This is a genomic window from Pseudomonas sp. FW215-R2 (assembly GCF_058789255.1).
Window position 1 is genome coordinate 106,290 of sequence record NZ_JBYTBO010000006.1, and the last position, 23,735, is coordinate 130,024.

Sequence of the window (23,735 nt, forward strand, 5' to 3'; positions counted from 1 at the left end):
GCGGTCTTGCCAGCATTGCAAAGACCGGTTGGCTGGAGGATGCTGGGCACCACTTCACGCATGGGCCGATGAGCCTCGGGGAGAATAATAAGAAATGCACGACAACCATTTGAGTCGCCATGCCCAACAGGTTCTCACCGTCACCCAGGGCAAGCCGCACCTGCACGGCCCCGGTGCCGACCCGTCGATCGCCCGCTCGTGGCTGCGTTGTCTTGAGGACTATCACCTCGACCCGGCCCTGACCATGGCGCCGACCGTGCTCGAACACGGTCGTGTCCTCGAAAGCCGCGAACGGTTGCAACAGGTGTTGCAGATCGCCGGCAACGAAATGAGCAGCCTGCATCAACAACTCTCCGGTGCCGGCCACGCGGTGCTGCTGACCGACGCCCGTGGGGTGATCCTCAACTGCGTCACCGCCCCCGCCGAACGCAAGATCTTCGAACGCGCAGGGCTCTGGCTCGGTTCCGACTGGAGCGAGGCCTGTGAAGGCACCAACGGCATCGGCACCTGCCTGGTGGAACGTCAGGCCCTGACCATCCATCAGGACGAACACTTTCGCGGCCGCCACACCGGCCTGACCTGCTCGGCGAGCCCGGTGTTCGACCCGCACGGTGAACTGCTGGCGGTGCTCGATGTTTCCTCTGCGCGGCATGACGTCTCGCGCCAGAGCCAGTTCCACACCATGGCGCTGGTCAATCTGTCGGCGAAGATGATCGAGAGCTGCTACTTCCTGCGCTGTTTCGATAACCAATGGTTGTTGCGATTCCATCTCCAGGCCGAGTCTGTCGGGCTGTTCAGCGAAGGGCTGCTGGCGTTTGACGGGGAAGGGCGGATCAGTGCGGTCAATCAGAGCGCCTTGAACCTGCTGGGGCACATTCGCGGTGGTTTGCTCGGCAAACCGGTGGAGGCGTTTTTCGATTGTTCACTGGATGAATTGCTGGGGCGTGCGAGTGCCAATGCCAGCGCCAGTTGGCCGTTGCGCACCCGTGACGGACGGCATCTGTTCGCGGTGCTGCGCGGCGAGTCGCGCAAGCCATCCATCGTCTTGCCGAAACCTCAGGCTCCCGAGGCGCCACGCCTGGCTGGCATTTGCCTGGGCGACGCCGGACTGCAAGCGGATTTCCGCAAGGCCTTGCGGGTGTTCGAGCGTGACGTTCCACTGCTGATCAATGGCGAAACCGGCTCCGGCAAGGAAGCGTTCGCCAAGGCTGTGCACATCGCCAGTCAACGCGCCGGCAAAGCGTTCGTCGCCCTCAACTGCGCGGCCATTCCCGAAAGCCTGATCGAGAGCGAACTGTTCGGCTATCGCGGTGGCAGCTTCACTGGCGCGCGCAAGGACGGCATGCGCGGCAAGTTGCAGCAGGCCGACGGCGGCACGCTGTTTCTCGATGAAATCGGCGACATGCCGCTGGCCTTGCAGACCCGTCTGTTGCGGGTGCTTGAAGACCGGCAAGTGGTGCCGATCGGCGGTGAGCCGGAAGCGGTCAACGTGCGGATCATCAGTGCCACTCACCGCAATTTGCTGGAGCGGGTTGGCGACGGCAGTTTCCGTGAAGACCTTTATTACCGGCTCAATGGGCTGGAAGTGGCGCTGCCGCCGTTGCGCGAGCGCAGTGACAAGTCACAGTTGCTGGATTTCCTGCTGGCCGAAGAGGCGGGCGGTGAAACGATCCTGATCGAAGAACCGGCGCGCCAGGCGTTGCTGGGCTTCAACTGGCCGGGCAACGTGCGGCAGTTGCGCAACGTGCTGCGAACGCTGGCGGCGTTGTGCGATGAGGGGCGGATCGGGCTGGATGATCTGCCGGCGATGTTCCGGCAGGTACAACCGCTGCTGGTCAAAGTCGATGAAGCGTCATCCGGGCAGCCGCTGGAGGATGCCGAGCGGCTGGCGTTGCTCAATGCGCTGGAACACACGCGCTGGCACATGACCCACACGGCGCAACAACTGGGTGTCAGCCGCAATACGCTCTATAGAAAGCTGCGCAAGCACGGGATCGCCCGCAGCGCTTGACCCCCTGAAAACGAGGATGCGGTTTTCCCCTGCCTGGGCTACCCTGCGGCCATGTTTTACGAGGTCGACTATGCACATTCATATTCTGGGTATCTGCGGGACTTTCATGGGCTCGATGGCGGTTCTGGCCAAAGAGCTGGGCCATCACGTGACCGGCTCCGATGCCAACGTCTATCCGCCGATGAGCACTCAGCTCGAAGCCCAGGGCATTCAGCTGACTCAGGGCTACGACCCGGCGCAGCTTGATCCGGCGCCGGATCTGGTGGTGATCGGCAACGCCATGTCCCGCGGCAATCCGGCGGTGGAATATGTGCTGAACAAAGGCCTGCCGTACGTCTCCGGCCCGCAGTGGCTGGCCGACCATGTGCTGCAAGGTCGCTGGGTGCTGGCGGTTGCCGGTACTCACGGCAAGACCACCACCAGCAGCATGCTCGCCTGGGTGCTGGAACATGCCGGCATGAGCCCGGGCTTCCTGATCGGCGGCGTTCCGCAGAATTTCTCGGTGTCGGCGCGTCTGGGCGGCACGCCGTTCTTCGTGATCGAGGCCGACGAGTACGACAGCGCGTTCTTCGACAAACGCTCGAAGTTTGTCCACTACCGTCCACGTACGGCGATCCTCAACAACCTTGAGTTCGATCACGCTGACATCTTCCCGGATCTGCCGGCCATCGAGCGCCAGTTCCACCACTTGGTGCGGACTATTCCGAGCGAAGGCCTGGTGATCCACCCGACCACCGAACCGGCCTTGCAGCGCGTGATCGAGATGGGCTGCTGGACCCCGGTGCAAACCACCGGTGCTGGAGGTCAGTGGCAGGTCAAGTTGCTGAAGGACGACGGCTCGGCATTCGAAGTGATGTTCGAGGGCGTCTCCCAAGGCGTCGTCGAGTGGGAATTGACGGGGCAGCACAACGTAGCCAACGCATTGGCTACTCTGGCGGCAGCGCGTCACGTTGGTGTTGTGCCATCGATGGGCATCGCCGGGTTGAGCGCGTTCAAGAGCGTCAAGCGTCGGATGGAAAAAGTCGCGGAAGTGCGCGGCATCACCATCTACGACGACTTCGCCCACCACCCGACCGCCATTGCGACCACCCTCGACGGCCTGCGCAAACGCATTGGCGACGCACCGCTGATCGCGATCATCGAGCCGCGTTCCAACTCGATGAAGCTCGGCGCACACCGTGACGGCTTGCCGGACAGCGTGGTCGATGCCGATCAGGTGATCTGGTACGCCCCGGCCAACCTCGGTTGGGATCTGGCGGGCACTGCTGCGTTGTGCACCGTGCCGTCGATCGTCAGCGATTCGCTGGAAGGCATCATCGAACGCGTGAAAAGCCAGGCCCAGCCCGGCACCCACGTGGTGATCATGAGCAACGGCGGCTTCGGCGGTCTGCACGGCAAACTCGCCGAGGCGCTGAAATGAACAACAACGGCCCGGAACGCATCACTCTGGCGATGACCGGCGCGTCCGGCGCCCAGTACGGCTTGCGTCTGCTGGATTGCCTGGTGCGTGAGGATCGCGAAGTGCACTTCCTGATCTCCAAGGCCGCGCAACTGGTGATGGCTACCGAGACGGACGTGTCACTGCCGGCCAAGCCGCAAATGATGCAGGCGTTCCTCACCGAATACACCGGCGCCGCCGCCGGGCAGATCCGCGTGTATGGCAAGGAAGACTGGATGTCGCCAGTCGCCTCGGGTTCCGGTGCCCCGGCCGCCATGGTGGTGGTTCCGTGTTCGACCGGCACCTTGTCGGCTATCGCTACCGGCGCCTGCAACAACTTGATCGAACGGGCGGCGGACGTGACGTTGAAAGAGCGTCGCCAGTTGATTCTGGTGCCGCGCGAAGCGCCGTATTCGAGCATTCATCTGGAGCACATGCTCAAGCTGTCGAACATGGGCGTGACCATCCTGCCAGCCTCGCCGGGCTTCTATCACCAGCCGCAGACCATCGATGACCTGATCGATTTCGTGGTGGCGCGGATTCTCAATCTGCTGGGCATTCCCCAGGACATGCTGCCGCGCTGGGGCGAGCATCACCTGAGCAGCGATGAATAAGCTGCTGGCGATCCTGCTGATATTGCAACTGACCGGCTGCGCCACGGCACGCACGCTCGATGCCGCCAAGCCCGGCGCGCCGGTGGTGTATTCCGGCACGCGGCTGGATCTGTATGCGATGAATGGCGGGTGTTGTGCGATGGATCGGTTCGGAGCCGAGGCGCCAAGCTATCCCGGGGTGGACCTGCCGGCCAGTGCGTTGCTCGATACGCTGCTGTTGCCGTTGTCGTTGCTGACGGTGATCGGCGTAGGCTTTCAGGCGACTGGCGGGCTCTAAAAAAATCGCAGCCGATGGCTGCGATTTTTTGTTTTTACTTGCCGAGCTTTCTCAACTCATCTGACTCGACGATCCGCACTCCGTCCTGTTCCTCAAGCGCCAGCCGCCACATGGCCCGGGCCAGTTGGCAGGCTTCGATGCCGCGGTATTTGCCGGGAATCAGTTTCGAAAACGGTGCGGCAAGCTGCTCGCCCAGCCGTGGCTCGCTGCGATCCCCTAGCAACAACGAAGGCCGGCAGATGGTCAGTTGCGGCCAGTCCTGCGCGCGCAAGGCGTGTTCCATCTCGCCTTTGACCTTGTTGTAGAAAATCGAGGATCGGCGATCAGCCCCCAGGGCACTGATCACGATCAGGTGCCGTGCGCCCATTTCCCGGGCGCGTTTGGCAAACGCCACGACCATGTCCAGATCCACGGCGCGAAACGCCTCTTCGGAGCCGGCCTGTTTGATGGTGGTGCCGAGGCAGCAATAGGCGATGTCGACGCGACCGGCCAGTTGCGGCAGGAAGGTCTGCGGGTCGCCGACCGGGTTTTCCAGATGGGGGTGTTCGGCCAGCGGCCGGCGTGAAGGGGCCAGGACGCGAGTGATCGTCGGTTCGTTGAGCAAACGGTCGAGCAGGTGTTCACCGGTCAGCCCGGTGGCTCCGGCAAGCAAGACATGCTGAGGCGTCAAGTACATAGTGTCTCTCCCTTGATACTGTTCAGCTTAGTTGCTCTTTGTCGCTCCGTCGTTCAACGCAGCACTTTGCAACGCTTTTCTCGCTTGCTGCTTGCGCAGCAGCTGCCAATGGGCGAGCACTGTTTTCGGCGCCCAGATCTGCGGTTCCGAGGCTTCGAAGTTGTCCGCCAGTTCGCGCTCGGCGACGGTGGCCTTGGCCAGTTTGAAGGCTTGCTCCAGATCATCGGTCTGGTTCAGCGCCTGGGCAAACAGGGCATCGCCGAAGTAGGTGAAGTTGGCTTCTTCGGAGCAACCGAACGAGACCCGGTCGGCGCGCGACGCGGTCATGATCAACGTACGTTCGTCCTTCAGCGCCGGAATGAAACCACCGGAATAGCACGAGGAGATGACAATGATCTTGTCGCGGTTCTTCAGCGGTGCGAGCACGGCGGCGAGTTCGTCGGCGGGCAGGTCGGCCAGTTCCATGCGCGGTTGGTCGAGCACCAGTTCATGTTCGGCGGTGCCGTGGCTGGTCAGGTAGATGAACACCAGATCTTCCGGGCCGCTGCGTTCGGCCAGGGTCAACGCCGCGCGGCGCAGATTTTCGCGGGTGGCCATCGGCCGGTCACCGAGGTGGTCGCGATGGTTGACCAGGCGGATCTGGCCAAAGGCGCCGAAGCGGCTGGCGAGCATGTTGGCCACGTAATCGGATTCGCGCAGGAACACGCTCTGTTTGCCGTCGCCGCCGAGGGTCAGGGAGTACAACTCCACCGCCGGGGTCGAGGCTGGCACATTGGCCAGCGCTTCCTCGAGCAGGCGGCCCTGGGCCAACAGGCCGAGTTCGAGTGTATCGGGCAGCAATTTGCCGTCGGCGTCGCGCACGCGCTGGCCGTTGATCCAGGTGCCGCTGAGCACGCTGCCGTCAGTCAGCACCAGCGTGCCTCGGCCCGCGTAGCTGTCGCTGTCGAACCCGCCGATGTAGAAACTGCCGTCGGACAGGTTCAGTCGGCCCTGACCGCTGAAGCGCCAGTCATTGAAGTAGCCGGTGTAATGGCTGCCGTCGGCGCCGATCAACTCGCCCTTGCCGGTCAGCGCGCCTTCCTTGAACTGGCCGAGCCAGACGTCGCCGTCGGCGTTTTCGTAGCGGCCCTTGCCGTGTAGCTGATTGTTCTTGAAGCCGCCGACATAGATGTCGCCGTCGGCGCTGTTGAAGGTGCCGTTGCCTTCGAGCTGGCCGTTCACGAAATGGCCGGTGAACTGATTGCCGCTGGCATCGCCGCGCTGGCCCTCACCGTTGGGTTTGCCGTTTGCGAACTGGCCTTGATAGGAGCTGCCGTCGTCCAGCTCCAGACGGCCGAGCCCGGAATACTGGTCGGCCTTGAATTCGCCGCGATAGGTCATCGCGTTTTCTTTGAGGGTGCCTTCGCCTTCGCGCCGGCCGAGCTTGAAACTGCCGGTGTAGCTGCCGCCGTGGGTGGTCAGTGAGCCCTGGCCGTCGAACAGGCCTTGCTGGAAATTCCCGCGATAAACCTCGCCGTTGCTGCCGTGCCATTCGCCCTGACCGTGCCACTGGCCCTTGTCGAACTCGCCCGCGTACCAGCTGCCGTTCGGGTAGTCGACCCGGCCCTGGCCTTGCAGCAGACCGTTGACCAGCTCGCCGCGATAGCGTCCGCCATCGGGCAGGCGCGCATCCGGGGGCAACAGCGATTCGCCATCGCCGCAAGCGGTGAGCATCAGGGTCAAGGCAAGCGGTGCAAGAGCAGCAAGTGAGCGCATAGCGGGATCCGGGCAATTAGGCGACCGAGTATGCCGCAGCTATGTGACCTTATACAGCCGGCAGAGGGGAGTGGATGCGAAACAGCGTGAGCCGCTTCGCATCCCGGCACTCAGACGAAGCAGAGCGACAGCGGTTCGGCGATGTAGGCCGGTTTGTCCGAGCCTTCGATCTCCAGAGTGGCGGTGGCCTTGAGCAGCCACTGGCCCGGTTTCTTCTCGGTCACTTCACCGAGGTCGACCTTGAGCCGGACTTTGGAATTGACCTTGACCGGCTGGATGAAACGCACGCTGTCCAGGCCGTAGTTGACCACCATCTTCACGCCTTGCGGCAGGATCAGGATGTCTTCCATCAGTTTGGGGATCAGCGACAACGACAGGAAACCGTGTGCAATGGTGCTGCCAAATGGCGTTTGCGCGGCTTTGACCGGGTCGACATGGATGAACTGATAATCCCCGGTGGCTTCGGCGAACAGGTTGATGCGCTCCTGATCGATAGTGAGCCATTCGGAACGTCCGAGTTCCTTGCCGACATAATCTTTGAGCTCTGCAACTGGAACATAGGGCATTGAGACTCTCCTTGGGTTCATCGGTTTTATAGTTTTTCAGGTGGGGGATTTGACCGCCCTGCGAACCACTGTAGATCATCATGACGATTTGCTCAGGTCAACCGACCATGCTTTTGGCGAATGCCGATCCATAGCGCAGGCGTGCTTATAATGCCCGGCCCGTGCTTGGCGGGATGTCGGACGGAGATGACGGATGTTGCTACGCGGCCTGACCATGCTGGTGCTGTTTCAATTGCTCGGCACCGCCCTCAATCATTTGCTGTTGCCGGTGCTGCCGGGGCCGATCATCGGCCTTTTGCTGTTGCTGGTGTTCCTGATCGTGCGCGGTGAAGTCGGCGAGCCGCTGAATCTCGCCGCCGGCAGTCTGTTGCGTTATCTGCCGTTGCTGCTGGTGCCGCCGGCGGTGGGCGTGATGGTTTACGCCACGGCCATTGCCGCCGATTTCTGGGCCATCGTCGGTGCGCTGGTGGTCTCGCTGATTCTGTCCATGGCCTTCGCCGGTGTGCTGATGCAACGGCTGGTCAAGCGTCACGCCCCGCATTCGGAGGAATCCTGATGCTGTTCGACTGGCAAGGTGCCTGGGCTTCGGTGATTCACCATCCACTGTTCGGCATCGGTATCACCCTGGGGGCTTATCAACTGGTGCTGGCGGCGTTCGAGAAAACCCGCTGGATTTTCCTGCAACCGGTGCTGGTCTCCATGCTGTTGGTGATCGGTGTGCTGGTGGGTTGCGGCCTGACTTATGTCGAGTACCGCAAGAGCACCGAGATCCTCAGCATTCTGCTGGGCCCGGCGACCGTGGCACTGGCGGTGCCGCTGTATCTGAATCTGCGGCGCATCCGCCAATTGTTCTGGCCGATTTTTACTACGCTGGTGATAGGCGGGGTGGTCGCCACGGGCATGGGCGTGGCGCTGGGCTGGTGGTTCGGCGCCGATCACATGATCCTGATGACCATGGCGCCCAAGTCAGTGACCTCGCCGATCGCCATGCTGGTAGCCGAGCAGATCGGTGGCGTCGCGGCGCTGGCCGCGGTGTTCGTGTTGATCACCGGGGTGATCGGCGCGATCTTCGGCCCGGCGCTGCTGACCCGCCTCGGCGTGCATAGCCCGGAGGCGCGCGGCATGGCGCTGGGCATGACGGCGCATGCGGTCGGTACGTCGGTGGCGTTGCAGGAAAGCGATGAGTGCGGCGCCTTCGCGGCGCTGGCGATGAGTCTGATGGGCGTGGCCACGGCGGTGTTCCTGCCGTTGGCGGTGTCGATGGTGGTGTAAGGAAATGTCTATGAGTCTGCCGCTTTTTCCGCTGAACACGGTGCTGTTTCCCGGCTGCAATCTGGATTTGCAGATCTTCGAGGCACGCTACCTGGACATGATCGGCCGCTGCATGAAGCAGGGCGGTGGGTTCGGCGTGGTGTGCATCCTTGAAGGCAGCGAAGTCGGCGTCGCCCCCGAAGGTTTCGCCATGGTCGGCTGCGAAGCGCGCATCACCGATTTCCAGCAGCAGGACAACGGACTGCTGGGCATCCGGGTGCAGGGCGGGCGCCGGTTCATCGTGCAGCGCACCGAAGTGCAACGCGATCAACTGATCGTCGCCGAAGTCGAGTGGCTGGACGACGAACCCGAGCAACCCTTGCAGGATGAAGACGCTGATCTGGTGGCGCTGCTCAAGGCCCTGGCCGAGCACCCGATGGTCGAGGCGCTGAACATGGGCATCGAAGCGGCCGGGCAGCAATCACTGGCCAATCAGTTGGCGTATCTGCTGCCGTTCGCCGAGGAAGACAAGATCGACCTGCTGCAACTCGACGACCCACAGCAGCGACTGGATGCGATCCAGGCGCTGCTCGATGAATTGCAGGGCGAGTTGTTCGCTTAAGACGCGTTCAGGTTATTCGGGCCAGACGATGTCGTTGGCGAACCAGTCCTTGCCGCTCGGCAGTGAGAGGATCGGCTTGCCTGCCTTGGCCACCGCATCGATCAAGGCATCGTATTCACGTTGATTGGCCACGCCGCTGTGGGTCCGCGCCTCGATGTCGCTGCCGATGTAGCTGCTTTGGGCTTCAGCGGCGACATCATCGACCTTCGCCGCACGGGTGAAGGTCGAGTCCAGCAGCCAGAGACGCTCCGATTCAATGCCCCGCTTCGACGTGGAAATCAACGCTTCGAGTTCGTCTTCGGGAAACCAGGCACTTTTTTCCAGCGCAGCCAGATTGAGCAGGTGGTTCTCTTCGTTGAGGACCACTTCCATCCTTCGTGTATCGATGACGTAGGCGAAAATGAACTGCTGATTGTGGCGGATCGTCTCGTAATTGCGTTCGACGTCCAGTTCCATGTCTGAAACATCGGACCAGTCGTTATCGGAATTCCCGGAATCGTTATCGGGCTCGCCCGGCTTTTTGCCGGGGTATTTGTTTCTTTGGCTGTTGTAGCGCAGGTATTCCGGATCGGGAGCGTCGGTGCCCTTGCCGCCATACATCTTCACCAGCTTGTGGCTGACCGTGGCGCTGATCGGTTTCTCGGTCGTGGCGCCGCGCGGGTGTTTCAAGCGAGGCAGCATGCGTCCGTCGTTGTGGAACTCGAAAGGCGTGCGCTCGTCCGCCCGGAACAGGCCGGGAATGTCGGTGCGGTACAGGCAGTCGCTGCTGTTGCGCTGGTAGCCGAGAGTGGCCAGGAAAGCGTCGAGAAAATCGCGGCTGACACTTTTGTCGAAGTCCACCAGATCGCTGCGCAACTTGCCGTTTCTTACGGGCAGCAGCAGGGGTTCGATTTCCTGGCGCAGCGTGTCAAAGCGAGTCGGATCGTTCACATCCAGGGTGAGTGATTGGTGCTGTTCGGCCCACTCCGGCATCCGTTGGGGGCTGGCAATCAGGTCGTTGTGCAACCGAATGTGTTGCCCTGGCGAAAGATTGTAGGTGCGCAGCAGCTCGACACGTTGGCCATGAGTCAGCAGCGGATACATCTTGAGCAGTGAGTCGCCAAGCAGTCGGGATGTCGCTTCCCGTGCCGACAGTGGCGAGACCGGAAGCTGTTTGGCCGGCACTTGTTCACTGCTGTGATCGGGTTCGGGCAATGGGCGTTTCAATGGGTTTGGCAATTCCATCTGCCGGGCCGGGCTCCAGGTCGTATCGTCGGTATTTCTGTAGAGCGCGGGTCCCGCTGGCAGTTTTCCGTAAAGATCCGTCGCCCGATAAGTGCCAAGACCCGCGTCGAACTCGACATGCACGGTGCCGATGTCTTTGATGTCGACGAACCGCCGACCGACGACAAAGCGAAAACCGTCGTTGTCCGCAGGTTGCATGTTGCGCAGCAAGGCCGGATTCAACAGATAGCGGTTCATCCCGCTGTGCGATTCGGGGGGGAGGGTGGACAGGTCGGAGATTTTGACATTCGTTGGGGCAGCGTTGCCCTGAGGACGGTTGCCGTGAACTTGATCGGTAGTAGCCCCAGGCCGATGTGTCCCGGGCAACGGCAATTGATGCAGCAACGGCAGATCAGCGTCGGGCCGCACTCGACTCGATCCCGGGGCAGACTGGCCGGGCGTATTGCTTTTCGGGGCGTTGGAGGCAGCAGGTGGTTTGGGGCGCATGTGTCATTCCTTGACGACTGGACGTTGAAAAAAACACTCAGACTGTCGGCTTTACGGCCGTAGGTTGTTCGATGACCAGTTGCCCGGCCTCGATCTGACGCGTCGGGTCGCTGTCGACCTGCCAGCGACCGGAATCCGCGAGGTAGAAAATCTTTCCTGACGGGAACTGCGGCAATCGAATGTATTGAACGTGGACTCGGTCGCTCTCCAGTTCATCGTGCTGCCTGTGTTCCTCGATCAGCGTGACGATGGCTTGGGTCGAGGCGCAGCCTCGTGCGTCGAGGGCGTAAAGACTGATGACATCGAACAGGGCATTGACCCGGTAACGGTGTCCTGACGAAACAATCACATCGACACTCTCCAGTGGCAGCGAAGGGTCGCGGCTGTCCGGCAGATGAATGTGAAGGCTGCCGATCTTCAGCAGGTCGTTGCTGATGGCGAGCTCGCGCCGGGTGATGGTTTCTTCCAACTGCGCGGTGTAGATAGCCCAGCTCGAAGAACCGCTGACGCTTGCGTCGGCCGGGGCGGTCGAGAGCCGGATGGACATGTGGCTGGCGGGATGGATTTCGTAGTGCGCCGATCGACCCTCAAGTGCGTAGATGGCGCTGTGCGGTGCAGCGTTGAAATCGATCCGCTGAGGGGTTGTCTTCAAGGTGCGCTTTTCGACAGAAGGCCGGATGAAAATGTACTGGCCCGCGCGCTTGTGCAGTGAGGCGCGGCTTTGGATCTGACGGTAGCCGGTGTTCCTTGCATCATCGAGATAGGCGTTGTCGGGATAACCGAGGCGATAGGAAACACCGTCTCGCATGACCAGCGTCAAGGCATGATTCATTTGCCAGCCGGAGGCCATGATCCCGGCCCCCATGTCACTTTTCCTGCCCGGACGCTCTCTCACGGCACCGTGCAATGAAAGCAGGCCGCCATGACCGAAAGTGAGGGTGAAGTGGACATTCGTGTAGCTGAGAAATGTGAAGGCGTTTGGCGTTGTTTTTTCAACGGTGTAGAGGGCGCGGACTTCGTCGATTTCCGTGCTGTCGTAGTCGACATACAGAGTGCTGCGAGTGGGTTTGTCACTTTGCGCGGCCACCAGGATCGTGTGATAGATCTGACGGGAAATGAAGTAGTGCGAGTGCGGATTCTTCGCGAGGGTACAAGGGCGATCGTTGACCGGCACCGGGGCGGGTCCGGGCATACCGACGGTCAGAACACTGACACTCACGGTCAAGTCGGCGAGGTCTGGGGTTTCAGCCGGCCATACGGGCTGCAAATGGTAGCCGTCCTGGGTAATGAACGCCCATTTATCGTTGCGCAGGGAACGTTTGCCATCGACAGTCCGGTACACCGCCTCTAGCGCCAGTTCACGTCTCGGCGACCGGACGTCATCGTCGCGCAGTGATTCGATCACCAGAGCGTCATCGCGGATGTACCAGCGCTGGATCGCTTCAAGCGTTACGCCCAGATAGACCTTGCTGGGTTCCTGGCCATCTTCGTGGATGAAAACCTTGCGGCAACTCGGGTCGAGTACATAGGTGTCACTGCCGCTGCCGCCCTTGACGGTGCTATGGAAACCGCGAACGGAAATCAGGTCATCCCCACCCCCGGCATCAACATCGTCATCCCCATTGGCGGCAATGATTTCCGCCTCGTCGGTACCGGTCACGCGATTGATCGCACCGGCGAGGGTCTCGACCTTTCGACGGACTTGAGCGTCGAATGCAGCACAGGTTCCAGCGCTGGATCCGCAGGGTGTAATGCCAGCCTGCCGTTTTTCAGGTCGATGTCAAAACCGATATGACGCGGAGGATTGGGGCCATGGTTTTCGTGTCGGTGATTGCCTTGCAGCCACAACAGGTCGGTGCCGTCACCTCCCGACAGATCACTCACTTTGATCGGATCGGATGAGAGCGCTTCGGATGCCGACTGAAACAGAAAGGAGTCGTCCTTGTTGCCACCGCTCAGGCTTTTACTGCCGGCGGTATAACTGAAGAAGTTCGGCTTTTCCCGCACGCCTTGCACGCGGTCATTACCGCCACCAAGACTCCAGAAAATCCCTTTGACGGGATCACTCTTGGCCTTGATGATCAAATCGTTTGCGGCGGGTAAACCTTCCCTCGCATCATACGTGTCATCTGTGTCACTGATGACGGGGAGGTTTTCGAGGGTGTAGGGCGTTTCGCCCTTCGATTCATCCCATTGGTAGCGATAGATGCGGGTTGGCTGCAACTTGACTTCGAACCGGCCATTGACGATCGCGTCGACACTGTCCTTGAATTCATTGTCGAGCCAGCCGAGGCTGCGGGTCTTCAGGGCTTTGGCGTAGTCGCTCGTGGTTTTGGCAATCAGGTAGCGATCCATCAGCGCCTTGTCCTGATCCTGTCCGGTGAACGCAAACCAGCCGGCACGCCAGCGCTCGTTCACGGTCAGCTCTATGTAATCGTCGATGTCGTCGACCATGCGCACGGCGCCATAGACTCTGGCACCGACAATCATGATCGCCGCTGCTGCAATGCCCACCGGGCCGGCGGCCTGAAATCCCATCAGTGCCGCGCAGCCAAGGGCGATGGACAATGCGCCGCTGAACACACTCAGTCCGCCAGTGACATACAGATCCTGCGCCTCCTTGCCCTGAGCCTTGGCTGCATCATTGAAGGACTTGATGGCGGTGTAGATATCGAAGGGCAGCGTCAGCACACTGGCGATCAACCCTGCACTTCGACAGAGCCATTTGCCCATGGACGTCTTGCCGAATTGCTCGAAGGCCATGGAGCCTTGGCGGAGCATCCGTTCACCAGTCTTGCTCAGTGCGTACTCCAGGCCCAGTGAGGTGATCTCCGTGAGGCCGCCGCCGATATTGATCAGTGCCTCACCCATCTGGCCTTTCCTGAGGGCGTCGATGGCGCCCATGTAGGCGCTGTACAGCCCGTAAGCCTGCAGTCCTGCCCCCATGCTGGTCATCCCGCGACTCTTGGTCTTGTCCACCCAGCTCGGCAAATGCTCGGGCAACGGGCTCCTGTGGATATCCAGGCGCTGGGTGGAGGCCAGCAAGCGATTGATCTGGTTCATCGCGACAGCAGAATCGCCCGCAGGCATTTCACGCAGCAATGGCGCTGCATCGGGAGAGCGCAGGGTGACGATTTCGTAGAGTAATTCCGGTACCCGTTGACGCGCTTGTCCATCGATTGACTTGATCCGTTGCTCAACCTGAACAGGGTCGAGCTCCAGTCCGTCGGTGAAGACCTGATCGGGCTCGGGAAAGTACGTGTTGGACGCTGTAACGGGCTCGCCGTTGATCCGGGCTCCAAGTGCTTGAAGCTCCTGGCGGCTCACGGTCAGCTCGCCAAATCGAAGGGGACCGAACAACTTGTCCAGGTCTCGCAGATCAGGGGATTTTTCGGAAGTGCCTTCCGTTTCTACTGTTGGTGAAGTGGTTGGAACGTTAATGTCGGAAATTGTAATTGGCGCTGTAAGAATAGTTTCAGTGTTTGCAGTAAATGTCTTGGCCAAAATCAATACTCTGCAGTGATGTGTCGATTGAATCTGGCATGAAGGGGTGAAGGTTTCAGTAGTTATTGTTTTTCTGATTGTATTGTTGTTTTTTGTATTGTGTTTGAAGTGCTCTGCGGGTTGATTGTCCGTTGTTGTTCCTCTAGTTTGAAGTCGACCCGAATGAAACGGGCTTCATCATCAAGGAGGACGATATGACGATTTACGAAGATGAGTGGGCTTTCTGGGATGACATCGCCGGGAAGTATATTTTCAAACATGCAGGCGTCGATCTGAATAGCGATATCATCATCAAGGGCGCAGGTTACTACGCTGACTCGATGGTCCTTGAACGGCGCAAGCGCAAACGGGTGAAGAGCGAGCTTGACGTTGCGGTGCCGACAACTGACAAGTGAAGTCTCGGTTGAGTATTTGTCCGGTTTAAATAACAAGAGAGTTGCTATATGTCCAATGCAAAAAATACTACATTTACGGGGCATCTTTTTGCGGGTGGTCTTCCGCTTGTCATCAACTATCAGGTGATGGAGCAGCGTTTAAAGCATCCGCGAATTACGACGGGTCAACGATTGAGTGCGGAAATTTCTCTTAATGACGAAGTTGCATCGCGCATTATTACCCTGGCGGATCATGACGATGCGGAGCCGCTGCTGTTTGAGTTTGTTCCGGATAATCAGGGGCGTTACACCCTTGGCGTCAAGACTGTCGGGCGCTATTTCAATTGGCGACTGCGGATGGATCAGAGCTCCCGGCATCTTCTGGTGGACAAGAATATCGGCAGCTACTTCGAGCTGGAAACCTACGCCGGGAAGTTGAAGTCTTTTGGCGACTTACCTTCCAATCCGGCTTCTGTGGCGCTAGTCAGTGTCGAGAAGAAGCTGGGGCTGTTTCAACACGAAACAAAGGGAGGTCTCAAGTACTTCCTCGACAGGAATCCGAACGACACCGAGCACAATGCCTACAACCCCGTGCCAGTGTCGTTCGTCTTGAGAACCCAACCTTCGGCGCTGTCTGCCGTCGCCTAGTACGAATATCGCAACAATGTATGCGGCAAATGCCGCAACACGAAGAAACCGAACAAGGCGACCAGTGCCGGCAACACCAGCCACCAGACTTTCTGCGGCATCGCTTCAAGGGGGGAGCGGCGCTGAATCAGCCACAGGCTCGCGGCGCAGACACAGGCGGCAAGCATTGCGCCGGCCAGCACATCGGTTGGCCAGTGTGCCCCCAGGTACACCCGTGACAAGGCAATCGCCAGTGCCGGAATGCAGCCGACCAACAGCCAGGTCAGGCGCATTCTTGGCGGTTGTCCACGTCCGGCCAGCACCGCCAGGGTCAGGAACAGCGCGAACGATCCGGACGCGTGGCCGCTGGGCATGCTGTAACTGGTCAACGGGTCGGTCAGCACTTCCGGGCGTACCCGGGCGAAAAACAGTTTGGTCCCGGTGTTGGCCAGCGCGGTGACGAGCAGGGTACTACCGGCGAAGATTGCCTGACGCCACTGGCGGCACAGCAGCAACAGGCCGGTCAGCAAAATGCTGAACACCAGCATGTTGCGGAACTCGCCGATCAGGGTAAAGACCACCGCGACCTCGTCGAGCACCGCGTTGCGGTGTTCCTGTACGAGGGTCATGACGCCCTGATCAAGGGCGGTCAGGTATGGGTAACCGACAAACAGACCGATCAGGATCAGCAGGCTCATGCTGCTGATCCAGATTGTTGCCCGACGATGGCGGCGCAGGCTGCTGTTGGCGCTCAGGCCGACCATCACCGCAATGCTGGCGGCGACGATCCCGGCCTGCAGCCAGAAACCCTCCGGCAATGGCAGACGAATCGCCGCCCCGGTGGCCCAGCCCGGCAGCAGGTACGCGATGCTCCAGCCCGCCGCCGCCAGCAGACTCACGGCCGCGAAGCGCGGGAAGGGCATGTCGCACATCCCGGCGACCATCGGCAACATCGGTCGCAATGGGCCGATGAAACGCCCGACCAGCAGGCTGGCGATACCGTAGCGCTGGAAATAGGTCTCTGCGCCGGCCATCCATTCCGGGTGATGGCGCAAGCCCGGCAGGCGCCGGATGTTCTGGTGGAAGTGGCGGCCCAGGAAGTACGAAATCACGTCGCCGAGAATCCCGCCGAGGAAACCCAGCAACAGGGTTTCGCTCAACGACAGCGCACCGCTGCCGGCCAGCACTGCCACGGCAAACAGCAACACGGTGCCGGGAACAATCAGCCCGGCAATCGCCAGGCATTCAACGCAGGCTACGACGAACACTGCGGCGGCCAGCCACTGCGGATTGGCGGCCAGCCACCCGGTCACGCTATCGAGCCATGGGCCCATACAACACACTCCATTTCATTGATGTCCCTGACCGGCGTACCGCAGAGGGGAAATTCACAGCAGAAAATAATCGCGTCCTTCGACCTGACCCCGGCGCAGCGGGTTCCGGGTGCACCACTGGGCGTAGGCCGCATCAACGAAGCGATACATCAAATGCTCGTCACGCCCGTGGGGGATGCCCAGGCGGGTGGTCTGGATGATGTGGCCTGGCGCGGGGCCGGTGTCTTCCACCAGCAGTATGTCGTGGTCGAAACGCTTGGCATCCCACACCGGCACTTTTAGCCCCAGGGCCTTGCACAGCAGGGTCTGCCCGGCGCAAAGCTTTTGCGACGGTCGCGGGCGACCCTGTGCATCGGGGTTGTTCAGCAGCATCTGCGCCAGGCTGGCCGGGCCGCTGATTTCATCGACCCATGGATAGGCCGATTTGATCAGCACCGCATTGCCAGGACCCTGTGCACTGAAGTTCAACGAATCGCCGCCACGGGCGTAGTACATATAGATGTGGCCGCCATCCAGAAACAAAGCCTTACGCTTTTCCGTGTAGCCGAGGGAGGCATGGCTGCCTTTTTCTTCGCAGTAATACGCTTCGGTTTCGATGATCCGGGCACTGAGCCACAGGTCGCCGACCCGGTGACGAATGACTTTGCCGAGCAGGTCCCGGGCAAGCGTCTGGGCGTCACGGTCGAAAAAAGCGTCCGGAAGGCCCATCGGCAGGCGCTCGGCGTGGGCACGAACGGTCAGATTGGACATGGCAAACGGTGTTTATCCAGGCGAAAGAGGTCGTGATGATAACAATCCGAGCCTTAATTACGGCTGAACATCGGCAAATCGCCGTCCATTTCGACCATCCGCCCGTCACCGCTGTTAGTCCCGGGACGCGACAGCTATAATCTGCCGCTTTCCTCTTTGCCAAGACCCCAGCAGACCATGACTGAGTCCGTTCTTGACTACATGACCCGATTGGGTCGCGCCGCCCGCGAAGCTTCCCGGGTCATCGGCCGTGCCAGCACCGCGCAGAAAAACCGCGCCCTGCTGGCTGCCGCCAATGCCTTGGACGCAGCCCGCGCCGAGCTTGCGGCAGCCAATGAACAGGATCTGGCCGCCGGTCGCGCCAACGGTCTGGAGCCTGCACTGCTGGAACGTCTGGAACTGACCCCGGCGCGTATCGACGGGATGATCGTCGGTCTGCGTCAGGTGGCGGCCTTGCCGGACCCGGTCGGTGCGATCCGCGACATGAGCTTCCGTCCGTCGGGCATTCAGGTCGGCAAGATGCGCGTGCCGCTGGGCGTGATCGGGATCATCTACGAGTCCCGTCCGAACGTGACCATCGATGCCGCGAGCCTGTGCCTGAAGTCCGGTAACGCGACGATCCTGCGTGGCGGTTCCGAAGCGATTCATTCCAACCGTGCGATTGCCGCCTGCATCCAGCGCGGCCTGGCCGAAGCCGAGCTGCCGGCCGCCGTGGTGCAAGTGGTGGAAACCACCGACCGTGCCGCCGTTGGCGCACTGATCACCATGCCCGAGTACGTCGATGTGATCGTACCGCGAGGTGGCCGTGGCCTGATCGAGCGCATCAGCCGTGATGCGCGGGTGCCGGTGATCAAGCACCTGGACGGCATCTGCCACGTCTATGTCAGCGAACACGCCGACCTGCCGAAAGCCCAGCGCATCGCCTTCAATGCCAAGACCTATCGTTATGGCATCTGCGGCGCGATGGAGACCTTGCTGGTCGATCAAAGTGTTGCGAAGGATTTCCTGCCGTCGATGGCTGCCCAGTTCCGCGAAAAAGGCGTCGAGCTGCGTGGTTGCGAGCGCACCCGGGCGATCATCGATGCCGTGCCGGCCAGCGAAGAAGACTGGGGCACCGAGTATCTGGCGCCGATTCTGTCGATCCGTGTGGTCGACGGTCTGGACCAGGCCATCGAACATATCAACCATTACGGCTCCCATCACACCGATTCGATCGTCAGCGAAAACCTCGCCGACACCCGCCAGTTCGTGGCTCAGGTCGACTCGGCGTCGGTGATGATCAACACCCCGACCTGCTTCGCCGATGGTTTCGAATACGGATTGGGTGCCGAGATCGGCATTTCTACTGATAAGCTGCACGCCCGTGGCCCGGTGGGCCTCGAAGGACTGACCTGCGAGAAGTACATCGTGGTCGGTGATGGCCAGTTGCGCGGCCAGGCGACGGTCTGACTTGTCCGACCTCGACCTGAAAGCGCCGAAATCCGGCAGAAAGTCTCGCCCCCGGCGCATTGGCGTTCTGGGCGGAACCTTCGATCCGGTGCATGTCGGCCATTTGCGTGGCGCGCTGGAAGTCGCCGAAGCGCTGGCCCTCGATGAGCTGCGCATGATGCCCAGCGCCCGGCCGCCGCATCGCGATACCCCGCAGGTGTCGGCGCAGGATCGGCTGGCAATGGTTGAATGTGCGGTGGCCGGAGTGCCGCCGCTGGTGGTGGACGCCCGCGAATTGCAGCGGGACAAACCGTCCTGGACCATCGATACCCTGGAGTCGCTGCGCGCCGAAATGGCCGCCGAGACCCAGGTTTTTCTGCTTTTGGGCTGGGACGCATTTTGCGGCCTGCCCACTTGGCACCGCTGGGAGGAGTTGCTCCAGCATTGCCACATCCTGGTGCTACAGCGCCCGGACGCCGACAGCGAACCGCCGGATGCCTTGCGCAACCTGCTGGCAGCGCGTTCGGTGAGCGACCCGCTGGCCCTGAAAGGGCCGAGCGGACAGATTGCATTCGTCTGGCAGACACCGCTTGCGGTCTCCGCCACCCAGATCCGTCAACTGCTGGCCAGCGGTAAGTCGGTACGTTTCCTGGTGCCCGACGCGGTCCTGGCCTACATCGATGCGCACGGTCTGTATCGTGCGTCGAACTGAACAAGGCGTGCTCAAGTAACACGATCATCGTGGGACGAGACGCCGAATACATGAGCAAAACGAGTTTTATATGACTGACAAAGACCAAACCAAAGTAAAGCGCAAAGGCACGTTCAAGAGCGCTCCGCTGCCAGAGCCGGTCAACACCAACGAGCCGCTGAAAGGCGACGAACTGGTCAAGATTGCCGTGGCAGCCCTGGAAGACGTCAAGGCCCAGGACATCCAGATCATCGATGTGCGCGACAAGCAGAGCATCACTGACTACATGATCATCGCCACCGGTACGTCCAACCGCCAGATCAACGCGATGCTGGACAAGGTTCGCGAAGAAGTGAAAAAGCAGGGCGCCAAGCCGCTGGGCGAAGAAGGCAAGGGCGACAGCGACTGGGTGCTGCTGGACCTGGACCTGGTGATCGTGCACATGATGACCGCCTCGGCTCGTCAGTTCTACGACCTGGAGCGCCTGTGGGCCGGTGCCGAGCAAAGCCGTGCGGCGGATGCCAAGCACCACAGCCCGGAAAACACCCACGAGCATTTCACCAAGCTCAACAAAGACCAGCTGTAAGGGACGCGCTGTGCGACTGCGACTGATCGCCGTCGGTTCACGCATGCCCAAATGGGTGGAAGAAGGCTGGCATGAATACGCCAAGCGTCTTCCGTCCGAGCTGGCGCTGGAACTGGTGGAAATACCGCTCAATACCCGTGGCAAGAATGCCGACGTGGCACGCTTCATCCGTCAGGAAGGCGAAGCCATGCTGGCCAAGGTCGGGCAGAACGAGCGGATCGTCACCCTCGAAGTGCACGGCAAGCCCTGGAGCACCGAGCAACTGGCGGTCGAACTCGACCGTTGGCGGCTGGATTCGCGCACGGTCAATTTCATGGTCGGTGGCCCGGAAGGGCTGGCGCCGGAAGTCTGTGCCCGCGCGGATCAGCGCTGGTCGTTGTCGCCGTTGACGCTGCCGCACCCGCTGGTGCGCATCCTCATCGGCGAGCAGTTGTATCGTGCCTGGACCGTGTTGTCCGGCCACCCTTACCACAAGTAATCCTGCCCTCATGTCCCAGCCGATCCGCATCAAGGACCACGAAAAAGACGCCCGTCTGGTGCGTAGCCGCGTCGTGTTCGGGGCCATTGCGGTGGTGTTGCTGATCTGTGTGCTGATTGCCCGGCTGTATTTCCTGCAGGTCATCCAGTACGAGTACCACTCGACCCTGTCGGAAAACAATCGGGTGCATGTCCAGCCGATTCCGCCAACCCGCGGGTTGATCTTCGACCGTAACGGCGTGGTGGTGGCGGACAACCGCCCGAGCTTCAGCCTGAGCATGACCCGCGAGCGCTCCGGCGACTGGCAGCAAGTGCTCGATGTGATCGTCGAGGTGCTGGAGCTGACGCCGGAAGACCGGGTGATCTTCGAGAAACGCATGCGTCAGGGGCGCCGGCCGTTCGAGCCGGTGCCGATCCTGTTCGAGCTGACCGAAGAGCAGATCGCCCGCGTCGCGGTGAACCAGTTCCGTCTGCCGGGCGTGGAAGTGGTCGCGCAACTGGTGCGTCACTACCCGCAGGGCGCGCATTTTGCGCACTCGGTGGGTTACATGGGGCGGATCAACGAGAAAGAGCTGAAGACCCTCGACCCGGTCAATTACAGCGGCACCCACCACATCGGCAAGACCGGCATCGAACGCTTCTATGAAGCCGAGCTACACGGTCAGGTGGGTTACGAAGAGGTCGAGACCAACGCTCGGGGCCGTGTGTTGCGGGTGCTCAAGCGTACCGATCCGGTGCCGGGCAAGGACATCGTCCTGAGCCTCGACATCAAATTGCAGGAAGCCGCCGAAGCCGCGCTGGGCGGGCGACGCGGTGCCGTGGTAGCGCTGGACCCGAACACCGGCGAGGTGCTGGCGATGGTCAGCCAGCCGAGCTTCGACCCGAACCTGTTCGTCACCGGCATCAGCTTCAAGGCGTACGCCGAGCTGCGCGATTCCATCGACCGGCCGCTGTTCAACCGCGTACTGCGCGGTCTGTACCCGCCGGGCTCGACGATCAAGCCGGCGGTAGCGATTGCCGGTCTTGACGCGGGCGTGGTGACGGCGTCGAGCCGCGTGTTCGACCCGGGTTACTACATGCTGCCCAACTACGATCACAAATACCGCAACTGGAACCGCACCGGGGACGGCTTCGTCGACCTCGACACGGCGATCATGCGGTCCAACGACACCTACTTCTATGACCTGGCGCACAAGCTCGGCATCGATCGGTTGTCGGCATACATGAACAAGTTCGGCATCGGCCAGAAGGTCTCGCTGGACATGTTCGAAGAATCCCCCGGTCTGATGCCGTCCCGCGAATGGAAACGTGCCACCCGCAAGCAGGCATGGTTCCCGGGCGAGACCCTGATTCTCGGGATCGGCCAGGGCTACATGCAATCGACGCCGCTGCAGCTGGCCCAGGCCACCGCGCTGGTGGCCAACAAGGGTGTGTGGAACCGTCCGCACCTGGCCAAGACCATCGAGGGCGAGAAGCCCAAGGATGAAAACCCGATGCCGGACATCGTCCTGCGCGATCCGTCGGACTGGACCAAGGTCAACCACGGCATGCAGCAGGTCATGCACGGCGCCCGGGGTACGGCGCGCAAGGCTTCGATCGGCGCGCAATACCGCATCGCCGGCAAGTCGGGTACGGCTCAGGTGGTCGCGATCAAGCAAGGCGAGAAATACGACCGTTCCAAAGTTCAGGAACGCCACCGCGACCACGCCTTGTTCGTCGGTTTTGCACCGGCCGACAACCCGAAAATCGTGGTGTCGGTGATGGTCGAGAACGGTGAGTCCGGTTCCGGCGTCGCCGCGCCGGTGGTGCGTCAGGTGATGGACGCCTGGCTGCTGGATCAGGACGGACGCTTGAAGGCCGAATACGCCAGCCCTATCAGTGCGGAGGCTACGGCCCGTGAAGAATAATTTCGATCGCATGCTCTCCAGCGAGGATGTGATGCGTCGCCGGGCGACGCTGTTGCAACGCCTGCATATCGATGGCCCGTTGTTGGTTCTGCTGTTGATCCTCGCGGCCGGCAGCCTGTTCGTGCTGTATTCGGCGAGCGGCAAGAGCTGGGACCTGCTGGCCAAACAGGCCACATCGTTCGGCATCGGTCTGGTATCGATGATCGTCATCGCGCAGTTCGAACCACGGTTCATGGCCCGTTGGGTGCCGCTCGGCTATGTGGTCGGGGTGGTGCTGCTGATGGTGGTGGACATCATGGGCCACAACGCCATGGGCGCGACCCGCTGGATCAACATTCCCGGGGTGATCCGCTTCCAGCCGTCGGAATTCATGAAGATCCTGATGCCGGCGACCATCGCCTGGTATCTGTCCAAACGCACGCTGCCGCCGCAGCTCAAGCACGTCGGGATCAGCCTGATGCTGATTGGCGTGCCGTTCATTCTGATCGTGCGTCAGCCGGATCTGGGCACTTCGCTGCTGATTCTGGCCGGTGGCGCGTTCGTGCTGTTCATGGGCGGGTTGCGCTGGCGCTGGATCCTCAGCGTGCTGGCCGCCGCCGTACCCGTGGCGATCGCCATGTGGTTCTTCATCATGCACGACTACCAGAAGCAACGGATCCTGACCTTCCTTGATCCTGAAAGCGATCCGTTGGGCACCGGCTGGAACATCATTCAATCGAAGGCCGCCATCGGTTCCGGCGGCGTGTTCGGCAAGGGCTGGCTGCTGGGCACTCAGTCGCACCTGGACTTCCTGCCGGAAAGCCACACCGACTTCATCATCGCTGTACTCGGCGAAGAGTTCGGCCTGGTGGGCATTTGCGCTCTACTGCTGATCTATCTCTTGCTGATCGGTCGCGGCCTGGTGATTACCGCCCAGGCGCAGACGCTGTTCGGCAAACTGCTCGCCGGCGCCTTGACCATGACGTTTTTTGTTTATGTTTTCGTCAACATCGGTATGGTCAGTGGCCTGTTGCCGGTGGTGGGGGTGCCGTTGCCGTTCATTAGCTACGGCGGAACTTCGCTGGTGACACTGCTGTCAGCGTTTGGGGTTTTGATGTCGATCCATACGCATCGCAAATGGATCGCACAGGTTTGAAT

The 23,735-nt window shown here is 61.1% G+C and carries 23 protein-coding genes; 15 read left to right on the forward strand and 8 right to left on the reverse strand.

Going from position 1 to position 23,735, the window contains the following annotated elements:
* Positions 1-94: 94 nt before the first annotated feature.
* The 4 genes from AC3WRD_RS10620 to AC3WRD_RS10635 all read left to right on the forward strand — a co-directional run bounded on the left by AC3WRD_RS10620 (position 95) and on the right by AC3WRD_RS10635 (position 4,340).
* Positions 95-2,011: a sigma-54-dependent Fis family transcriptional regulator gene (locus AC3WRD_RS10620; protein ID WP_102620859.1), complete on the forward strand. Its 1,917-nt coding sequence runs from the start codon at positions 95-97 to the stop codon at positions 2,009-2,011.
* 70 nt (positions 2,012-2,081) lie between these two features.
* Positions 2,082-3,431: a UDP-N-acetylmuramate:L-alanyl-gamma-D-glutamyl-meso-diaminopimelate ligase gene (mpl, locus tag AC3WRD_RS10625; RefSeq protein ID WP_007958628.1), complete on the forward strand. Its 1,350-nt coding sequence runs from the start codon at positions 2,082-2,084 to the stop codon at positions 3,429-3,431.
* The gene (ubiX, locus tag AC3WRD_RS10630; RefSeq protein ID WP_011336112.1) at positions 3,428-4,063 is read left to right on the forward strand and encodes a flavin prenyltransferase UbiX; all 636 of its coding nucleotides are present in this window, start codon (positions 3,428-3,430) and stop codon (positions 4,061-4,063) included. The genes mpl and ubiX overlap by 4 nt, the downstream gene beginning before the upstream one ends.
* Positions 4,056-4,340, forward strand: coding sequence for a YceK/YidQ family lipoprotein (locus tag AC3WRD_RS10635; protein WP_039771878.1), 285 nt, complete (start codon positions 4,056-4,058; stop codon positions 4,338-4,340). The genes ubiX and AC3WRD_RS10635 overlap by 8 nt, the downstream gene beginning before the upstream one ends.
* Before the next feature lie 34 nt (positions 4,341-4,374).
* Here AC3WRD_RS10635 and AC3WRD_RS10640 read toward each other — a convergent pair whose 3' ends face one another.
* The 3 genes from AC3WRD_RS10640 to AC3WRD_RS10650 form a co-directional block, all read right to left on the reverse strand.
* Positions 4,375-5,016, reverse strand: a complete 642-nt coding sequence (locus tag AC3WRD_RS10640) for an oxidoreductase (protein ID WP_096820775.1) — start codon at positions 5,014-5,016, stop codon at positions 4,375-4,377.
* A gap of 27 nt (positions 5,017-5,043) precedes the next feature.
* Entirely contained in the window at positions 5,044-6,771 is a 1,728-nt protein-coding gene (locus tag AC3WRD_RS10645; protein ID WP_102620858.1) for a C13 family peptidase, read from the reverse strand.
* A 110-nt stretch (positions 6,772-6,881) separates the two neighbouring features.
* Positions 6,882-7,337: a MaoC family dehydratase gene (locus AC3WRD_RS10650; RefSeq protein ID WP_007909575.1), complete on the reverse strand. Its 456-nt coding sequence runs from the start codon at positions 7,335-7,337 to the stop codon at positions 6,882-6,884.
* 193 nt (positions 7,338-7,530) lie between these two features.
* On the opposite strand from AC3WRD_RS10650, the gene AC3WRD_RS10655 reads away from it, so the two are divergent.
* The 3 genes from AC3WRD_RS10655 to AC3WRD_RS10665 are packed head-to-tail and all read left to right on the forward strand — an operon-like array spanning position 7,531 to position 9,210.
* Complete coding sequence (locus AC3WRD_RS10655) at positions 7,531-7,893, forward strand: CidA/LrgA family protein (protein WP_007958636.1); 363 nt, start codon at positions 7,531-7,533, stop codon at positions 7,891-7,893.
* Entirely contained in the window at positions 7,893-8,609 is a 717-nt protein-coding gene (locus AC3WRD_RS10660; RefSeq protein WP_096820777.1) for an LrgB family protein, read from the forward strand. Before AC3WRD_RS10655 ends, AC3WRD_RS10660 begins: the two co-directional genes overlap by 1 nt.
* 10 nt (positions 8,610-8,619) lie before the next feature.
* On the forward strand, positions 8,620-9,210 hold the full coding sequence (locus tag AC3WRD_RS10665; protein ID WP_102620857.1) for an LON peptidase substrate-binding domain-containing protein: 591 nt from the start codon (positions 8,620-8,622) through the stop codon (positions 9,208-9,210).
* Positions 9,211-9,222: 12 nt separating this feature from the next.
* Here AC3WRD_RS10665 and AC3WRD_RS10670 read toward each other — a convergent pair whose 3' ends face one another.
* From AC3WRD_RS10670 to AC3WRD_RS10680, 3 genes are all read right to left on the reverse strand, one after another.
* Positions 9,223-10,671, reverse strand: coding sequence for a hypothetical protein (locus AC3WRD_RS10670; protein WP_178081851.1), 1,449 nt, complete (start codon positions 10,669-10,671; stop codon positions 9,223-9,225).
* 286 nt (positions 10,672-10,957) lie between these two features.
* Positions 10,958-12,580 (reverse strand): hypothetical protein, encoded by a 1,623-nt coding sequence (locus AC3WRD_RS10675; protein WP_178081850.1) that lies wholly within the window; start codon positions 12,578-12,580, stop codon positions 10,958-10,960.
* A complete protein-coding gene (locus tag AC3WRD_RS10680; RefSeq protein ID WP_178081849.1) occupies positions 12,577-14,424 on the reverse strand; it encodes a hypothetical protein in 1,848 nt (615 codons plus the stop codon). Before AC3WRD_RS10680 ends, AC3WRD_RS10675 begins: the two co-directional genes overlap by 4 nt.
* A gap of 194 nt (positions 14,425-14,618) precedes the next feature.
* Between AC3WRD_RS10680 and AC3WRD_RS10685 the strand changes: the two genes are divergently transcribed.
* Positions 14,619-14,819, forward strand: a complete 201-nt coding sequence (locus AC3WRD_RS10685; protein ID WP_102620856.1) for a hypothetical protein — start codon at positions 14,619-14,621, stop codon at positions 14,817-14,819.
* A 48-nt stretch (positions 14,820-14,867) separates the two neighbouring features.
* Entirely contained in the window at positions 14,868-15,446 is a 579-nt protein-coding gene (locus AC3WRD_RS10690; RefSeq protein WP_102620855.1) for a hypothetical protein, read from the forward strand.
* Here the strand turns inward: AC3WRD_RS10690 and AC3WRD_RS10695 are convergent.
* Both AC3WRD_RS10695 and AC3WRD_RS10700 read right to left on the reverse strand, forming a co-directional pair.
* On the reverse strand, positions 15,443-16,759 hold the full coding sequence (locus AC3WRD_RS10695; RefSeq protein WP_102620854.1) for a bifunctional DedA family/phosphatase PAP2 family protein: 1,317 nt from the start codon (positions 16,757-16,759) through the stop codon (positions 15,443-15,445). The genes AC3WRD_RS10690 and AC3WRD_RS10695 overlap by 4 nt on opposite strands.
* A 54-nt stretch (positions 16,760-16,813) precedes the next feature.
* Positions 16,814-17,509, reverse strand: a complete 696-nt coding sequence (locus tag AC3WRD_RS10700; RefSeq protein ID WP_102620853.1) for a DNA-3-methyladenine glycosylase — start codon at positions 17,507-17,509, stop codon at positions 16,814-16,816.
* Positions 17,510-17,686: 177 nt separating this feature from the next.
* Between AC3WRD_RS10700 and AC3WRD_RS10705 the strand changes: the two genes are divergently transcribed.
* The 6 genes from AC3WRD_RS10705 (at position 17,687) to rodA (ending at position 23,733) form a co-directional block, all read left to right on the forward strand.
* Positions 17,687-18,958: a glutamate-5-semialdehyde dehydrogenase gene (locus tag AC3WRD_RS10705; protein WP_102620852.1), complete on the forward strand. Its 1,272-nt coding sequence runs from the start codon at positions 17,687-17,689 to the stop codon at positions 18,956-18,958.
* Positions 18,927-19,649: a nicotinate-nucleotide adenylyltransferase gene (gene nadD, locus AC3WRD_RS10710; RefSeq protein ID WP_085732954.1), complete on the forward strand. Its 723-nt coding sequence runs from the start codon at positions 18,927-18,929 to the stop codon at positions 19,647-19,649. Before AC3WRD_RS10705 ends, nadD begins: the two co-directional genes overlap by 32 nt.
* 70 nt (positions 19,650-19,719) lie before the next feature.
* On the forward strand, positions 19,720-20,214 hold the full coding sequence (rsfS, locus tag AC3WRD_RS10715) for a ribosome silencing factor (RefSeq protein WP_008087903.1): 495 nt from the start codon (positions 19,720-19,722) through the stop codon (positions 20,212-20,214).
* A gap of 10 nt (positions 20,215-20,224) precedes the next feature.
* Positions 20,225-20,692 (forward strand): 23S rRNA (pseudouridine(1915)-N(3))-methyltransferase RlmH, encoded by a 468-nt coding sequence (gene rlmH / locus AC3WRD_RS10720; RefSeq protein ID WP_009051038.1) that lies wholly within the window; start codon positions 20,225-20,227, stop codon positions 20,690-20,692.
* A 10-nt stretch (positions 20,693-20,702) separates the two neighbouring features.
* Positions 20,703-22,598, forward strand: coding sequence for a penicillin-binding protein 2 (gene mrdA / locus AC3WRD_RS10725; protein WP_102620851.1), 1,896 nt, complete (start codon positions 20,703-20,705; stop codon positions 22,596-22,598).
* Positions 22,599-22,629: 31 nt separating this feature from the next.
* Positions 22,630-23,733 (forward strand): rod shape-determining protein RodA, encoded by a 1,104-nt coding sequence (gene rodA / locus AC3WRD_RS10730; RefSeq protein WP_085712360.1) that lies wholly within the window; start codon positions 22,630-22,632, stop codon positions 23,731-23,733.
* Positions 23,734-23,735 lie beyond the last annotated feature (2 nt).

Bases quoted from the DNA above. Each gene is read 5' to 3' on its own strand.
- AC3WRD_RS10620 (WP_102620859.1), top strand. From the start codon at position 95: ATGCACGACAACCATTTGAGTCGCCATGCCCAACAGGTTCTCACCGTC.
- mpl (WP_007958628.1), top strand. From the start codon at position 2,082: ATGCACATTCATATTCTGGGTATCTGCGGGACTTTCATGGGCTCGATG.
- ubiX (WP_011336112.1), top strand. From the start codon at position 3,428: ATGAACAACAACGGCCCGGAACGCATCACTCTGGCGATGACCGGCGCG.
- AC3WRD_RS10635 (WP_039771878.1), top strand. From the start codon at position 4,056: ATGAATAAGCTGCTGGCGATCCTGCTGATATTGCAACTGACCGGCTGC.
- AC3WRD_RS10640 (WP_096820775.1), bottom strand. From the start codon at position 5,016: ATGTACTTGACGCCTCAGCATGTCTTGCTTGCCGGAGCCACCGGGCTG.
- AC3WRD_RS10645 (WP_102620858.1), bottom strand. From the start codon at position 6,771: ATGCGCTCACTTGCTGCTCTTGCACCGCTTGCCTTGACCCTGATGCTC.
- AC3WRD_RS10650 (WP_007909575.1), bottom strand. From the start codon at position 7,337: ATGCCCTATGTTCCAGTTGCAGAGCTCAAAGATTATGTCGGCAAGGAA.
- AC3WRD_RS10655 (WP_007958636.1), top strand. From the start codon at position 7,531: ATGTTGCTACGCGGCCTGACCATGCTGGTGCTGTTTCAATTGCTCGGC.
- AC3WRD_RS10660 (WP_096820777.1), top strand. From the start codon at position 7,893: ATGCTGTTCGACTGGCAAGGTGCCTGGGCTTCGGTGATTCACCATCCA.
- AC3WRD_RS10665 (WP_102620857.1), top strand. From the start codon at position 8,620: ATGAGTCTGCCGCTTTTTCCGCTGAACACGGTGCTGTTTCCCGGCTGC.
- AC3WRD_RS10670 (WP_178081851.1), bottom strand. From the start codon at position 10,671: ATGAACCGCTATCTGTTGAATCCGGCCTTGCTGCGCAACATGCAACCT.
- AC3WRD_RS10685 (WP_102620856.1), top strand. From the start codon at position 14,619: ATGACGATTTACGAAGATGAGTGGGCTTTCTGGGATGACATCGCCGGG.
- AC3WRD_RS10690 (WP_102620855.1), top strand. From the start codon at position 14,868: ATGTCCAATGCAAAAAATACTACATTTACGGGGCATCTTTTTGCGGGT.
- AC3WRD_RS10695 (WP_102620854.1), bottom strand. From the start codon at position 16,759: ATGGGCCCATGGCTCGATAGCGTGACCGGGTGGCTGGCCGCCAATCCG.
- AC3WRD_RS10700 (WP_102620853.1), bottom strand. From the start codon at position 17,509: ATGTCCAATCTGACCGTTCGTGCCCACGCCGAGCGCCTGCCGATGGGC.
- AC3WRD_RS10705 (WP_102620852.1), top strand. From the start codon at position 17,687: ATGACTGAGTCCGTTCTTGACTACATGACCCGATTGGGTCGCGCCGCC.
- nadD (WP_085732954.1), top strand. From the start codon at position 18,927: ATGGCCAGTTGCGCGGCCAGGCGACGGTCTGACTTGTCCGACCTCGAC.
- rsfS (WP_008087903.1), top strand. From the start codon at position 19,720: ATGACTGACAAAGACCAAACCAAAGTAAAGCGCAAAGGCACGTTCAAG.
- mrdA (WP_102620851.1), top strand. From the start codon at position 20,703: ATGTCCCAGCCGATCCGCATCAAGGACCACGAAAAAGACGCCCGTCTG.
- rodA (WP_085712360.1), top strand. From the start codon at position 22,630: ATGCGTCGCCGGGCGACGCTGTTGCAACGCCTGCATATCGATGGCCCG.